Below are 13967 nucleotides of genomic sequence, written 5' to 3' on the forward strand. Positions count from 1 at the left end.
TTCTCCTCCTGATCGGCTGTGCGGTCTCGATTAAACGGGTCGCCCGGATCGATCCGCAATCGAGGGTGACGATCACTACGATCGCAGGCATGAAGCAATCAGATGGCGAGTACTACGTGACGGCCGACGAGGTGGCAGCGTTCGAGCAGTCGGGCAAGCAGTACTGGTACATGCGTGAGGACGGTTCGACGGACCTCTACCTCGACGAACTCGACATCACCCACGGCTGGCCCATCTTCCTGATGAAGCGCGACGATTCCTGGTTCGCCAAGTGGGACGGCGACTACGAGAAGGCCGTGGAGACCGACCTGAATCCGCATCTCATCAAGAACTTCGAAGAGCTGATCACGCAGGGCAACTGGCCGCACGACCAGGACTGAACGCCCACTCGCCGCAGAGCAGCGCACACTCAACGGGATTCGACGCACACTCGACGGGAAACAGCGCCCACTCAACGCAATCCGACGCACACTCGACGGGAAACAGCGCACACTCAACGCAATTCGACGCACACTCGACGGAAATGGGCGCCCACTCGCCGGGCCCGGGTCAGTACTGCGCGACCTGCCCCTTCTTCGGTGCGCGATACATCTGCCACAGCACCCGCGGCACCGTGTGCAGCGGCACCGCCCGCGGCCAATCCCGGCCCCGCAGAAGCGCTTCGGTCCCACCGTCGACGGTGACGACGGTGCCGCACATGAAATCGGCTGCGGGAGAGAGCATTAGCATCACCCACTGGGCCAGCTGATCGGGGGTTCCGTATTCGCGCACCGGAACCGGGAAGGAGCGCACGTTCTTCGCCGACGGCCCGTCGAGTTGCGATTTCAGCAGCGGGGTCATCACCGGGCCCGGCGCGATGACGTTGATGCGAATGCCCTCACCGGCCCACTCCGGAGCGGTGCCGTGCACGCGACACCACCGGGTGACCGCGATCTTCGACGCCGCGTACGCCGCGGGGCCCGACAACATCGGTCCACGCCGCCGGAGGATGGCGGTTGCGCGTTCGCGGTCGCCACGCAGCAGTGCGCGTACCGCCCGGGCCGGCACGAACGGTGTGGCGGTCGTCGAATTCGAGCCGAAGACAACGACCTTCGCCTTCTCTGAGGCGGCGAGCGCAGGGCGCAACGCCTCCAGCAGGTCGGTCACGCCGGCCATGTTCACCTCGACGATGACGCGTTCGCGATCACGTGCGGGACCCAGACCCGCGGCGAACACCGCGCCGGCGAGTTCGCCGCCCGATTTCTCGAGGATCGCGTCGATGGCGGCGCGTCGCCCCTCCTCGGTGGACAGATCGGCCGTCACGTCTGCGGTGTCACGGTCGATACCGATCACCGTGTGACCGGCGGTGCGTAGGGCCTCTGCCACGGCCGCACCCATCCCGGATGCCGAACCGGTCACGACGTACCTACCCATCACGATCCCTCTCGTGTCATTCCCGTTGTGCGACTCGGTCATCCGTGCCGGCGGTGATCACCGTCGACACGGGCCTCGGCGCGCAGTGCGCGATCGTAGGCCTCATTGAATGCCTGCAGCTCTCGCAGGAGCGCGTCGGGCTCGCCGGGTGCGAGATCGGCGAAGACCTGCTCGAGGCGCCGCACCCGCAGCATGCCGTCATGGACGAACGCCTCGTGTCCGGCATCGGTGGGGCGAACCATCCGACTCAACGAACCCTCGACGTCGAAGCGTTCCAGGTAGCCCAACTTGATGGCCGCGTTGACCTGACGATTGACCGTCGACTGTTCGAGATCGAGGTCCTCCGCGAGGTTGCGCAGAGTGCGGGGCCGGCCATCGGAGAGCACCAGCAGGATGGCGAACGCCGAGCCCTCCAGGATCGAGTCGACGTGGTACTGCCCCTTGCGGCGGTGCAGCCGACTCAGTTCCTCGACGAGGTCGCGATACAGCGGCGACGGCCACGGCGCATGGTCATCGTCCACGTTCGCGTCATCCATTCTCCGGCCCCCTCGGTCCATGATGTTCGGTCCATGATGTCCGATTTGTCGCGGCACCGTACCGCCGAGTTGATTATGTACGGTACATATGTACCCTACACATAGCCAAGGAGGTGTCATGTCTGACGCGCATTCTTCGCCGGGAACAGAGAATCCGGCCCCCTACGCCGATACCCCCCGCGACGGTTCGTCGCAGGGAGCGGCGATCGCCACCGTCGTCGCGCTGTGCTTCGGCGGTCTCATCGCATCGCTGATGCAGACGCTGGTCATCCCGATCCAGCCCGAACTACCCGAGTTGCTCGGCACCTCACGATCCAACGCGTCGTGGGTCATCACCGCGACGCTGCTCGCCGCGGCCGTCGCGATGCCCATCGCCGGTCGGCTCGGCGACATGTTCGGCAAACGCCGCGTGATGCTGGCCAGCGCCGTCCTGCTGGTCATCGGATCGATCGTGTGCGCCCTGAGCACCTCGGTCATCCCGATGATCGCCGGCCGCGCCATCCAGGGTCTGGCCATGGGCTTCATCCCGGTCGGTATCAGCCTCATGCGTGAGGTCACCCCACCCCGGATCACCTCGATGGCGATCGCCGCGATGAGTGCGACCCTCGGCGTCGGCGCCGCCATCGGTCTGCCGCTGTCGGCGTGGATCGCGCAGAGCTGGAACTGGCACGGACTGTTCTGGATCTCGGCGATCCTGTCCGCGGTGGTCGTCGCGCTGGTCGTGGTGGTCGTCCCGAATGTCTCCGACGCGGTCGGCGGTCGCCTCGACATCGGCGGCGCCATCGGCCTCGCCATCGGCCTGTGTGCCGCACTGATCGCGATCTCCAAGGGCAATGACTGGGGCTGGGCGAACGGCAAGACCCTCGGCCTGCTGATCGCCGGCGTGGTCGTCCTCGTCGCGTGGGGCTTCTTCGAACTGCGCACCACCGACCCGCTGGTCGACCTGCGCACCACCGCCCGTCCGGCGGTGCTGCTCACCAACATCGCCGCCATCGCCATCGGCTTCGGCATGATGGCCCAGTCGATCGTCATCCCGATGCTGCTGGAGATGCCGAAGGAAACCGGTGTCGGACTCGGGCAGTCGCTGCTGCACGCCGGCCTCTGGATGGCTCCGGGCGGTCTGATGATGCTGGTTTTCGCACCGGTCTCGGGCACCCTGATGAACAAGATCGGCGCCAAGTACACCCTGGCGATCGGCGCCACCGTGCTCGGCAGCGGATATCTGATCGCGATGTTCCTGATGAACTCGCCGTGGCAGCTCATGCTGGCCTCGATCATCGCCGCATCGGGTGTGGGCATCGGCTACGCGGCCATGCCCACGCTGATCATGGGCGCGGTGCCGATGACCGAAGCCGGTGCCGCCGTGGGCCTCAACGGCCTGATGCGCTCGATCGGCACCACCATCTCGTCGGCGGTGATGGCCGTACTGCTGACCACCTCGACGATCTCGATGGCCGGCAGCGACGTCCCGACGCACACCACCTTCAAGCTCTGCTTCCTGGTGGGCGCTCTGGCCGCCTTCGTCGGCGCCGCGATCACGCTGCTCATCCCCAAGCGTGGACCGCAGCCGGTCCCCTCCGGTGTGGTGGTCGGCGGGGAATCGCGGTCGCCCGCGGCGTCGCACTGATCGGCCGTAACCCGCACCGCTACTCCTCGGCTCCGGCGTATCCTGCTCCTCGGATACGCCGGAGCCGTCGTATCCGGCACGCCGATCGGCGCAGTGACGTCGGACGCCACGACATCCGGGGGGAACATTTGGACACGGCCGGACGGGTCTTCGTCGTCACCGGGGCCGCGAGCGGGATCGGGCGTTGCGTCGCACAGGAATTGGTGCGGCGCGGCGGATACGTGGTGGGCGCCGACCGCAACGACGCCGGGCTGGCCGAGACCTCACTGCTCATCGGCGACCGCTCACGCTTCTCCACCCATGTGCTCGACATCGGCGACGCCGACGCGATCGCCGTATTCCCCGACGAGGTGATCGTCGCGCACGGACGGGTGGACGGACTGTTCAACATCGCCGGCATCCCACAGCCGGTGTCGACGGTGACCGAGGTCGACGCCGACACCGCCGAGCAGATCCTGCGCATCAACTTCTTCGGCACGCTGTGGATGTGCCGGGCCTTCCTCCCACGCCTCGAGGAGCGGCCCGACGGCGCGGTCATCATGAACACCTCGAGCCTGTCGGCGATCGCACCGTTCCCCGGCGCGGCGATCTACGGGGCCTCCAAGGCCGCCGTCGCCCTGATGAGTTACGGCCTGGCCCAGGATCTTCGAGGACGCTCGAAGGTCACCGTGACCGCCGCTCTACCCGGAACGGTGTGGACCGGACTGGTCCGCGACACCGCCCGCTCTCTCGGCACCAGTGAGGCACTCGCGCAACGGTTTGCGATGCGCCCGGAGCGCGCGGCCCGCCGGATGGTCGATGCCACACTCAAGGGACGACAGCGGGTGGTGATCGGCGCCGACGCGCATGTCTTCGACGCGGCCAACCGACTGAGTACCCATCTGGCAGAACGGATCTCCTACCTACAGGTCGGGCCGTTCGTCTATCGGCGGCCGCGGGACTGACACCCGCATCAGACGATGCGGTCACCGGTCTCCGGGTGGAACAGGTGCACCGCCCGATCGGCCTGGCGCAGTCGCACTCCCTCACCGCGTTTGGCCGGGGCCCGTTCGTGCGAGCGGGCGACGAGCACCATCGGCTCACCGTCGAGGTTGCGCACCGACTGATCGGCGAGACTCGCGTAGACGTAGGTCTCGCTGCCCAGTTCCTCCAGCAGCGCGACATCCGCGGACAGGCCACGGTCGTCGTCGGAGAGCGCGAGATGCTCGGGTCGGATACCGACGATCACCGACGACAGGCCCGCCTTGCGCAGCGCCGCCTGCGACTGTGCGTCGATGTCGATCGATGCTCCCGAGATGGTGATGTCGCCGTCGGTGACCGGGGCGGTGAACAGATTCATGCCGGGTGAGCCGATGAAGCCGGCGACGAAAGCGTTGACCGGATGATCGTAGAGTTCGGTGGGCGTGGAGAACTGCTGCAGTACACCATGTTTGAGGACCGCCACCCGATCCCCCATGGTCATCGCCTCCACCTGGTCGTGGGTGACGTAGACGGTGGTGGTACCCAGCCGCCGCTGCAACGCGGCGATCTGGGTGCGGGTCTGCACGCGGAGTTTGGCGTCGAGGTTCGACAACGGCTCATCCATGCAGAAGACCTGCGGCTCCCGAACGATGGCGCGTCCCATGGCAACTCGCTGACGCTGACCACCGGAGAGCTTGGCCGGTTTGCGGTCGAGAAAGTCGGTGAGGTCGAGCAACTTCGCCGCCTCGGCCACCTTGCGCTTGCGTTCCTCGGTGGGCACGCCGCGCATCTTCAGCGCGAAACCCATGTTCTCGCCGACGGTCTTGTTGGGATAGAGCGCATAGTTCTGGAACACCATGGCGATGTCGCGGTCCTTGGGCGCGACGCCGACCATGTTGTCACCGCCGATGCGGATCTGGCCGGAGTCGATCTCCTCGAGGCCGGCGAGCATCCGCAGCGCGGTGGACTTGCCCGAGCCGGACGGGCCGACCAGGACGACGAACTCGCCGTCGTTGATGTCGAGGTCGAGGGAGTCGACGGCGAGTTTGTCGGCGCCGGGGTAGACGCAGCACGCCTTGTCGTAGGTGATGGAAGCCATGGTGTTCTCCTTGGTGAAAAACGTTGTAGTGGTGGGGTGGACGACGGATCTACTTGATGGCGCCGAAGCTCAGGCCGCGGACGAGTTTGTTCTGGGCGATCCAGCCGCAGATGACGACCGGCAGTGCGGCGAGGACCGACGCCGCCGACAGCTGCGCCCAGTACAGTCCCTGGCCGGACATGAATCCGGTGAGGAACACCGGCATCGTCTGGGCGTTGACGGCGGTCATGTTGACGGCGAAGAAGAACTCGTTCCATGAGAAGATCACGCAGATCAGTGCGGTGGCGGCGATTCCGGGTGAGATGAGCGGCAGGATCACCTCGCGCACCGAGGTCCACAGGCTCGCTCCGTCGATGCTGGCCGCTTCGAGGAGTTCTCCGGGTACTTCCAGGAAGAAGGACCGCATCATCCATACCGCGATCGGAAGATTCATTGCGGTGTAGAGGATCACGAGTGTCCAGATGTTGTCGAGCATGCCCATCTTGCCGACGATCACATACAGCGGGATGATCGCCGCGACGATCGGCAGCATCTTGGTGGAGATGAAGAAGAACAGCGCGTCCTTGGTCTTGCGGACCGGTCGCAGCGACAGCGCGAACGCCGCGGGCACACCGAGTAGCAGCACCAGGATGGTGGAGACGATGGTGGCGAACAGCGAATTGAGCAGCGGGGTACCGATTCCCGCGTCGAAGACGTCGCGGAACTGCTGCAGCGTCGGCGTGAAGATGAACGTCGGCGGGTTGGTGGCCGCGTCGCTCTCCTGCTTGAACGCGGTCAGCACCATCCACAGCACCGGGAAGAAGAAGCCGATGGCGAGGATCCAGGTGATGGTGGTCAGTGCCATCTGCCGCGGGTCGCGGCGGCGTTCGATGTCGTCGGGGGTCAGGTGTCCGGCGGACGCGGGTGCGCTCGCCTCGGGGCGGATGTCGGTGCTCATCAGGCCGGCTCCTCTGTTCCGGTGAAACTCTTGAAGATCAGGCGCAGGGCCAGTGATGCGACGACGATGGTGCCGATCACGGTGACCACGCCCATCGCTGCGGCCTGCCCGATGTCGAATCCGAGGAAGGCGCGTTGATAGATGTAGTAGGACAGGTTCGAACTCGACACCCCGGGACCACCGGAGGTCATCATGTACACCGCGTCGAAGGTGTTGACGAGGTAGATCGCGCCCAGCACGGTGCCGAGTTCGATGAACCGCCGCAGGTGCGGCAACGTCAGTTCCCGGAACAGCCGGAAGCTGGTGGCCCCGTCCACCCGTGCGGCCTCCTGGATGTCGCGCGGCATCGACTGCAGGCCGGCCAGGATGAGCAGCATCATGAACGGTGTCCACTGCCAGACCAATTCGGCCATCACACTCATCAGCGGGAACTCCGAGAGCCAGTCGGTGTGAATTCCGAAGGGACTCAACGCCCAGTTGACCAGGCCGTTGGTGGGTGAGAGGAGGCTGGTCTTCCACAGCAGGGCGGCGGCCACCGGCGTCACCAGGAACGGCGTGATCAGCAGGGTTCGAACCACCCCGCGGCCCAGGAACTTTCGGTCCAGCAGCAGCGCGAAGATCAACCCCAGGACCACCGACACGATGACGGTGCCGACGATCAGCACGATGGTGTTGAGGGTGACCCGCCAGAACTGCATGTCGGCGAACACGGCGCCGTAGTTGTCGAGTCCGACGAATCGTCGTGAACCCGGTCGGACCAGATTCCACGACTGGGTGGAGTAGTACAGGGTGAACACGAACGGGATCTGGGTGACCACGATCATGAAGATCAGCGCGGGCAGGAGTGGGCCGCGGCGGCGCCAGCCTTCGGCGCGGCTGATGTGGTCGCGTCGCGACGTCAACGGCGCATCATCGCCGCCGTCCGTTCGCGACCCGGCGGTCGATACTGCGGTGGCCATCGCTACTGCTCCCTCTGGTAGGTCTTACCCACGACCTGGGCGTATTGCTGCGCCTGTTCGAGGGCGTCGTGGACGCTGATCTGTCCGGCGATCGCGGCCGAGATCTGTTGGCTGACCCGGGTTCCCAGGTCTTGGAATTCCGGGATCGCCAGGAATTGGATTCCGGTGTAGGGCACCGGATCCACGGTGGGCTTCTGCTGGTCGGCCGCCTGCATGGCCTGCAGTGTCTGAGCCGCGAAGGGTTTCGAGATCTCCTGGTAGGCGGGCAGCTGGTAGGTCGAGAGCCGGCTGCCGGGCGGGATGTGGGTGGCACCGAGGGTGTCGGCGACGTGCTCGATGTATTTGCGGTTGGTCATCCAGTCGATGAACTTCCACGCCTCGTCCTGATGGCTGCTGCTGGTCGGGATGCCCAGCGACCAGGTGTAGAGCCATCCGTTGTCGCTCTTGGCCATTCGCGGTGCCGGCAGGTAGCCGACATCACCGGCGATGGTGGAGGTGTCGGGGCTTTCCAGCACCGAGACCGCCGACGTGGCGTCGTACCACATCGCGACCTGCCCCTGCGACATCAGGTTTCCGCATTCCTGGAAGCCCGACGACGATGCGCCGGCCTCACCGTACTTGCGGACGGTGTCGACGTAGAACTGCACCGCGGCCTCCACCTGCGGGCTGGTGAGCTGTGCGTTCCAGTCCTCGTCGTACCAGCGGCCGCCGTAGGCGTTGATCACCGTGTTCAGCGGGGCGAGGACCTCACCCCAGCCGGGCTTGCCGCGCAGGCAGATTCCGGCCGTGCTGTCGGTGGTCAGTTTGCGGGCGGCCTCGGCGACCTGCGGCCACGTCGGGTCCGCGGGCAGACTCACACCGGCCTGCTGGAACAGTTTCTTGTTGTACATCAGGAACGACGACTCGCCGTAGAACGGCGCCGAGTACATCGAACCCTGGTACGACAGTGCGGATTTGAGTGTCGGGATGAAGTCGTCGGCCTGATAGCTCGGGTCGGCGTCCATGTAGGGCGTGAGGTTGACCAGCCAGCCGTTCTCGGCCCACATCGGGGTCTCGTAGTTGCTGATCATCACCACGTCGAATTCCCCACCCCCGGTGGCGACCGATGCGGTGATCTTGGCGCGTGCCTCGTTCTCCGACAGGGTGACGAAGCGGACCTTGACGCCGGGGTTCTGCTCCTCGAACTGACTCGAGAGCGAGACCGCGTCCTGCATCTGGGAATTGGAGACCATGGCGACGGTGATCTCACGATCCCCGCCGCCGGTCAGCGAGCCCGCGCCCGCACAGGCGGTGGCCGTCAATGCCACCGCGGCGAGGACGGCCACCACGGCCGCACGCCCGTGCCGCCAGGTCCGGCGCACCGTCGCGCCCGGACGTCGTCGTGAATATCTCACTGTTGACCTTCCTGTTGTGAGACAAGCCATTCCGCGGTGGTGACGTCGGTGACGAGAATGGTCGAGTAGCCACCGCGGAGGGCACCGAGAATCGATTCCCGGCGGTGGGTTCCACCGGAGATGAGAAGTGCCGTGGGACAGGCCCGGATCGCTTCGAGCGGGACCGACACGGTCCGCTGCACCAGACTGGAGTCGACGGGAGCGCCGTCCTTGTCATAGAACCGGCCGCCGATCTCGCCGACCGCGCCGAGCTCGATCAGTTCGTCGAGGACGATCGCGTCGATGTAGGCACCCTCGAACAGGGTCGTCGAGGTGGATACCGAGCCGACCCCGAACAGCATCACCTGGGCGCCGCGCGCCGCGGAGAGTGCCTGCGAGAGAATCGAATCCCGGTTGAGGGCGATCACGGTCTCCGGATCGGCGAAGAGCGGGGCGACCAGTCGCAGCGGTTGCGCGTGCAGCCGTTCGGAGAATCGCGCCAGGGCGTGGTCGACGCCGGTGTGGTAGTCCACCGAGGTCATCGATCCGTCCATCTGGACGACCCGCTGACAGCTCGATGCCCCGCCCATGGCGTCGGCGGTGGCCACCTGCTCCGGGCCCCAGGTGAAACCGAAGGTATCCGATGCCTGGATTCGGCGTGCCACCACCGAGGCGCCGGCGCGCCCGAGTGCCGCGTTGCCCGACGCCGATCCGTCGGCCTCCTCGTCGATGATGAGGACCTCGTTGAGTCCGAAGACCTCCTCCACGCGTCGTTCGAGGTCGGTGTGGATCGATGCCGACAGGTGCGCCGGGGCGGTCACGCTGACCTGGACGAGGCCCTGCGCGCGGGCCCGTTGGATGAGTCGGCCGGCGGTGGGTCGTGACACGCCGAGCCGGGCGGCGATGTCGGCCTGGGTGAGGCCTTCGAGGTGGTACATGGTCACGGCGCGCACGAGCAGCCGCAGGTCCTGCCCGGTGTCGGTGGCCGAGCGCACCGTCTCGGTTGTGTGTGTACGGGATGCCATCGGCGGTGATTCCGTCCTGTCAGCATTCGTGAGCATCTGCTCACTAGCGGTGAATGTGCTCAGTACGCTAACATCCTCGATGTGAGCTACGCAACAGTCATCGATCAACGTGAGGCAACCGGCCACACCATGCGAGCGGCGGTCCTGACCCCCGGGCGCACCATCACCACCGAGGACCGGCCGATCCCCACTCCGGCACGTGGCGACGTGTTGGTGCAGGTCAGCGCGGTGGGTGTGTGCGGTTCGGACACCCACTACCTGCGCCACGGCCGGATCGGGGAGCACGTCGTCACCGAACCGCTGATCCTCGGACACGAGGCTTCGGGCGTGATCACAGCCGTCGGTGACGGCGTCGACCCCGGTCGGATCGGCCGACGCGTCTCCATCGAGCCCCAGCGTCCGGACCCCACGACCGCCGAATCCCTGCGCGGCGACTATCACCTCTGTCCGCACATGCGGTTCTTCGCCACTCCCCCCGTCGACGGCGCGCTCGCCGGCTTCGTCACGATCGGATCGGCGTTTGCGCACGACATCCCCGACGAGGTGAGCGACGAGGCGGCCGCTCTCTTCGAACCACTGTCGGTGGGAATCGCGTCGATCACGAAGACCCACGTCGGGATCGGCGACTCCCTGCTCATCGCCGGCGGCGGACCGATCGGCCTGATGTGCGCGCAAGTGGCCCGCGCGGCCGGCGTGTCACGAATCGTCGTGAGCGAACCGGATGCGGATCGACGCTCGCGCGCCGCGGAGTTCGGCGCCACGCTGGCGGTGTCCCCGGGCGACGAGGTCGCACCCGTCGACGCCTTCGTCGATGCCAGTGGTGCGCCCATCGCGGTGCGTGCCGGACTCGCGGCGCTGCGCCCGGGTGGCCGGGCCGTCCTGGTCGGCATGGGTGCAGACACCATGGAACTACCGGTGTCGCTGATCCAGAACCGCGAGATCGTGCTGACCGGCGTGTTCCGCTACGCCAACACCTGGCCGACGGCACTCGCGCTCGTCTCGTCGGGGGCCGTCGATCTCGACTCGATGGTCACCGCGCACTACGGCCTCGACGACACCGAGCAGGCCCTGAACTCCGATCGGATACCCGGGATGATCAAAGCCGTTGTCCATCCCCAGATCTCACATCTTTCCGAAGCGATCACTCCGTCGCCCACAGCATCGGCGAAAGGCTGACTCATGACCATCACACTGACCGAGGATCACCTCACATCCATTACCGGCACGCCCACCCCCACCTACGATCGCGGCGCCGTCATACCGTCGATCGTCCACTTCGGGGTCGGCGGATTCCACCGCGCCCATCAGGCGATGTACCTCGATCGCCTGCTCTCCCACGATCCGTCGTGGGGAATCCGAGGCGTCGGCGTACGACCCGCCGATGCCCGGATGCGCGATGCCCTCCTCCCGCAGGACTGCATGTACACGCTGACCCTCAAGCATCCGGACGGGGAGGTCGAGACGTCGGTGATCGGGTCGATCGTCGACTATCTCTACGCCCCCGACGATCCCGAGGCCGTCATCGAGGCGCTGGCCAGTACGGCCACCCGTATCGTGTCCCTCACCGTCACCGAGGGTGGATACAACTTCTCGCCGGCCACCGGAGAGTTCGACGCAGCCAATCCCGAGATCGTGGCCGATCTGTCCGGGACACGCTCTCCGACAACGGTATTCGGCCTGGTCACCGAGGCCCTCGCCCGCCGCCGCGACCGCGGAATCGACTCCTTCACCGTGATGTCGTGCGACAACATCGCGGGCAACGGCCACGTCGCACGAGCCACCTTCCTCGCCTACGCCCGGCTGCGTGATCCCGCTCTGGCGGAATGGATCTCCGAGCACACGACCTTCCCCAACTCGATGGTGGATCGGATCACGCCGGCCACCCCACCAGATCTCGCCGACGAGGTGGTGGCGCGCACCGGCATCGTCGACCGCTGGCCGGTGGTGGCCGAGCCGTTCACCCAGTGGGTCCTCGAGGACGACTTCGCCTGCGGACGACCACCCCTGGAGACGGTGGGTGTGCAGGTCGTCGACGATGTGGAACCGTATGAACTGATGAAGCTGCGGCTGCTCAACGCCGGCCACCAGGCACTCTGTTACTTCGCGTATCTCCTGGGGTACCGCTACGTCCACGACGCCGCCGTCGACCCTGATCTGCGAAGCCTGCTGCGCCGCTACATGACCGAGGAGGGCAAGCCGACGCTCGCGCCACTGCCGGATGTGGACGTCGACGCCTACATCGACACCCTGCTGGAGCGATTCGCCAATCCCGCTGTCGCCGACACGATTGCACGACTGTGTCAGGACTCGTCCAATCGGATTCCGAAGTGGCTGGTACCGGTGATCCGCGATCGCCTCGACGCCGGCGGTTCGGTGGATCTCGCGGCCGCGGTGGTGGCGTGCTGGACGCGCTATGCCGAAGGTGTCGACGAGAACGGCGAACCCATCGACGTCGACGACCCCCTCGCCGATCGGCTCGTCCCGCTGGCCCGGCAATCCCGCAACGATCCGCTCGCCTTCCTCTCCGAGGAGTCGCTATTCGGCGATCTCGGCACCCGCGAGGCATTCACCGCGCCCTACTCCTGGGCGCTGGAATCACTGCGCAGCAAGGGAGCTCGCGCCACTCTCGCCGAGTTGCTGTCATGACGCTGGTCGCCGGCGTCGACTCGTCGACGCAGTCGTGCAAGGTGGTGGTGTGCGATGCCGACACCGGGGCGGTGGTCCGCATGGGCGGCGCACCGCACCCCGAGGGCACCGCCGTCCATCCCGATCGATGGTGGGAAGCGTTGTGCGCGGCCATCTCCGCCGCCGGCGGCATCGACGACGTGGCCGCAGTGTCGGTGGCCGGACAACAGCACGGCATGGTGTGCCTCGACACGTCCGGTGCGGTGGTGCGGGATGCGTTGTTGTGGAATGACACCCGATCCGCACCCGCTGCAGCGGAGTTGATCGAGGAGCTCGGCGGAGCAGGTTCGTGGGCCGAGCAGGTCGGCGTCGTACCGGTGGCCTCGATCACCGCCACCAAACTGCGGTGGCTCGCCGACCACGAACCGGAACACGCCGACGCGACCGCCGCGGTGTGCCTGCCCCATGACTGGCTGACGTGGCGGCTGTCGGGCACCGGTGACATCGCGACACTCACCACCGATCGCAGCGACGCCTCCGGCACCGGCTATTTCAGCGCCGCTTCCGGCGAGTACCGAAAGGACTTCCTGGCGATGGCTTTTCGGGGGCGTACCCCCGCGCTGCCCCGGGTCCTCGGTCCCGCGGAGTCTGCCGGGCGGACGCCGACCGGAGCCCTGCTCGGCGCGGGTGCGGGTGACAATGCCGCTGCCGCATTGGGTTTGCACGCCGGACCGGGCGACGCGATCGTGTCGCTGGGCACCTCGGGGGTGGTCAGCGCCGTCACCGAGGTGGCACCCCACGACGCGGACGGACTCGTCGCAGGATTCGCCGACGCCACCGGACGGCACCTTCCCCTGGTGTGCACCCTGAACGGCGCGCCGGTGCTGGCCGCCGCCGCGCGAGCACTGGACGTCGACCTCGCGACGTTCGCCGACCTCGCGCAGTCGGCACCGTCCGGAGCCTGCGGCCTGACGATGGTGCCCTACCTGGGCGGTGAACGCTCACCGAACCTGCCCGACGCCACCGGAAACCTGGCCGGGATCACCGCCGCCAACTTCACACCCGCCAACATCGCACGAGCCGCCGCGGAGGGGTTGCTGTGCTCGTTGGTGTACTGCCGCGAACAGATCGAGGCCCAGGGCATCACGCTGCGCCGGTTCATCACGATCGGCGGCGGCACCAAATCGTGCGCGGTGCAATCGATCGCCCCCGGACTCTTCGGGGGATCGATCGTCCTGCCCGCCGACGGCGAGTACGTGGCGCTCGGCGCCGCCCGCCAGGCCGCCTGGGCGCTCACCGGCGATCTGCCCGACTGGGAGATCGGGTCCACCCTGATCAGCGCGGACCCCAGACCCGAGGTGTACCAGCAGTATCGCCGGCACGCGGACGTCGCCTTGTCGTTACGCTGACCAC

At 66.8% G+C, this 13967-nt stretch carries 13 protein-coding genes; 6 read left to right on the forward strand and 7 right to left on the reverse strand.

Going from position 1 to position 13967, the window contains the following annotated elements; genetic code table 11:
* The first annotated feature begins 89 nt into the window (after positions 1-89).
* On the forward strand, positions 90-380 hold the full coding sequence (locus tag ABLE92_RS24150) for a hypothetical protein (protein ID WP_348807341.1): 291 nt from the start codon (positions 90-92) through the stop codon (positions 378-380).
* A gap of 169 nt (positions 381-549) precedes the next feature.
* Here the strand turns inward: ABLE92_RS24150 and ABLE92_RS24155 are convergent, their stop codons facing one another.
* Both ABLE92_RS24155 and ABLE92_RS24160 read right to left on the reverse strand, forming a co-directional pair.
* Positions 550-1413 carry an SDR family oxidoreductase gene (locus ABLE92_RS24155; protein WP_348807342.1) on the reverse strand — a complete coding sequence of 288 codons (864 nt, stop codon included), beginning with the start codon at positions 1411-1413 and terminating at the stop codon, positions 550-552.
* Positions 1414-1451: 38 nt separating this feature from the next.
* Positions 1452-1949 (reverse strand): MarR family winged helix-turn-helix transcriptional regulator, encoded by a 498-nt coding sequence (locus ABLE92_RS24160; RefSeq protein WP_348807343.1) that lies wholly within the window; start codon positions 1947-1949, stop codon positions 1452-1454.
* Between the two features lie 118 nt (positions 1950-2067).
* Here ABLE92_RS24160 and ABLE92_RS24165 point away from each other — a divergent pair, with 118 nt between their 5' ends.
* A complete protein-coding gene (locus ABLE92_RS24165; RefSeq protein ID WP_348807344.1) occupies positions 2068-3576 on the forward strand; it encodes an MFS transporter in 1509 nt (502 codons plus the stop codon).
* Between the two features lie 128 nt (positions 3577-3704).
* Positions 3705-4520, forward strand: a complete 816-nt coding sequence (locus tag ABLE92_RS24170) for an SDR family NAD(P)-dependent oxidoreductase (protein ID WP_348807345.1) — start codon at positions 3705-3707, stop codon at positions 4518-4520.
* An 8-nt stretch (positions 4521-4528) separates the two neighbouring features.
* On the opposite strand, the gene ABLE92_RS24175 is transcribed toward ABLE92_RS24170, so the two are convergent.
* The 5 genes from ABLE92_RS24175 to ABLE92_RS24195 are packed head-to-tail and all read right to left on the reverse strand — an operon-like array spanning position 4529 to position 9929.
* Entirely contained in the window at positions 4529-5635 is a 1107-nt protein-coding gene (locus ABLE92_RS24175) for an ABC transporter ATP-binding protein (RefSeq protein ID WP_348807346.1), read from the reverse strand.
* A gap of 49 nt (positions 5636-5684) precedes the next feature.
* A complete protein-coding gene (locus tag ABLE92_RS24180; RefSeq protein WP_348807347.1) occupies positions 5685-6572 on the reverse strand; it encodes a carbohydrate ABC transporter permease in 888 nt (295 codons plus the stop codon).
* Entirely contained in the window at positions 6572-7531 is a 960-nt protein-coding gene (locus tag ABLE92_RS24185) for a carbohydrate ABC transporter permease (RefSeq protein WP_348807348.1), read from the reverse strand. Before ABLE92_RS24185 ends, ABLE92_RS24180 begins: the two co-directional genes overlap by 1 nt.
* Positions 7532-7533: 2 nt before the next feature.
* Positions 7534-8892: an ABC transporter substrate-binding protein gene (locus tag ABLE92_RS24190; protein WP_496560846.1), complete on the reverse strand. Its 1359-nt coding sequence runs from the start codon at positions 8890-8892 to the stop codon at positions 7534-7536.
* A 29-nt stretch (positions 8893-8921) separates the two neighbouring features.
* The gene (locus tag ABLE92_RS24195; protein WP_348807349.1) at positions 8922-9929 is read right to left on the reverse strand and encodes a sugar-binding transcriptional regulator; all 1008 of its coding nucleotides are present in this window, start codon (positions 9927-9929) and stop codon (positions 8922-8924) included.
* Between the two features lie 129 nt (positions 9930-10058).
* Between ABLE92_RS24195 and ABLE92_RS24200 the strand changes: the two genes are divergently transcribed.
* The 3 genes from ABLE92_RS24200 to ABLE92_RS24210 are packed head-to-tail and all read left to right on the forward strand — an operon-like array spanning position 10059 to position 13963.
* On the forward strand, positions 10059-11105 hold the full coding sequence (locus tag ABLE92_RS24200) for an NAD(P)-dependent alcohol dehydrogenase (protein WP_348807370.1): 1047 nt from the start codon (positions 10059-10061) through the stop codon (positions 11103-11105).
* 3 nt (positions 11106-11108) lie between these two features.
* Entirely contained in the window at positions 11109-12575 is a 1467-nt protein-coding gene (locus ABLE92_RS24205) for a mannitol dehydrogenase family protein (protein WP_348807350.1), read from the forward strand.
* The gene (locus tag ABLE92_RS24210) at positions 12572-13963 is read left to right on the forward strand and encodes a xylulokinase (protein ID WP_348807351.1); all 1392 of its coding nucleotides are present in this window, start codon (positions 12572-12574) and stop codon (positions 13961-13963) included. The genes ABLE92_RS24205 and ABLE92_RS24210 overlap by 4 nt, the downstream gene beginning before the upstream one ends.
* Positions 13964-13967 lie beyond the last annotated feature (4 nt).

Origin of the sequence: Gordonia oleivorans, assembly GCF_040044975.1 — a bacterium.
GTDB lineage: Bacteria > Actinomycetota > Actinomycetes > Mycobacteriales > Mycobacteriaceae > Gordonia > Gordonia oleivorans.

Excerpts from the sequence above, each read along its gene's own strand:
- ABLE92_RS24150 (WP_348807341.1), top strand. The coding sequence starts at position 90 with ATGAAGCAATCAGATGGCGAGTACTACGTGACGGCCGACGAGGTGGCA.
- ABLE92_RS24155 (WP_348807342.1), bottom strand. The coding sequence starts at position 1,413 with ATGGGTAGGTACGTCGTGACCGGTTCGGCATCCGGGATGGGTGCGGCC.
- ABLE92_RS24160 (WP_348807343.1), bottom strand. The coding sequence starts at position 1,949 with ATGGATGACGCGAACGTGGACGATGACCATGCGCCGTGGCCGTCGCCG.
- ABLE92_RS24165 (WP_348807344.1), top strand. The coding sequence starts at position 2,068 with ATGTCTGACGCGCATTCTTCGCCGGGAACAGAGAATCCGGCCCCCTAC.
- ABLE92_RS24175 (WP_348807346.1), bottom strand. The coding sequence starts at position 5,635 with ATGGCTTCCATCACCTACGACAAGGCGTGCTGCGTCTACCCCGGCGCC.
- ABLE92_RS24180 (WP_348807347.1), bottom strand. The coding sequence starts at position 6,572 with ATGAGCACCGACATCCGCCCCGAGGCGAGCGCACCCGCGTCCGCCGGA.
- ABLE92_RS24185 (WP_348807348.1), bottom strand. The coding sequence starts at position 7,531 with ATGGCCACCGCAGTATCGACCGCCGGGTCGCGAACGGACGGCGGCGAT.
- ABLE92_RS24195 (WP_348807349.1), bottom strand. The coding sequence starts at position 9,929 with ATGGCATCCCGTACACACACAACCGAGACGGTGCGCTCGGCCACCGAC.
- ABLE92_RS24200 (WP_348807370.1), top strand. The coding sequence starts at position 10,059 with ATGCGAGCGGCGGTCCTGACCCCCGGGCGCACCATCACCACCGAGGAC.
- ABLE92_RS24205 (WP_348807350.1), top strand. The coding sequence starts at position 11,109 with ATGACCATCACACTGACCGAGGATCACCTCACATCCATTACCGGCACG.
- ABLE92_RS24210 (WP_348807351.1), top strand. The coding sequence starts at position 12,572 with ATGACGCTGGTCGCCGGCGTCGACTCGTCGACGCAGTCGTGCAAGGTG.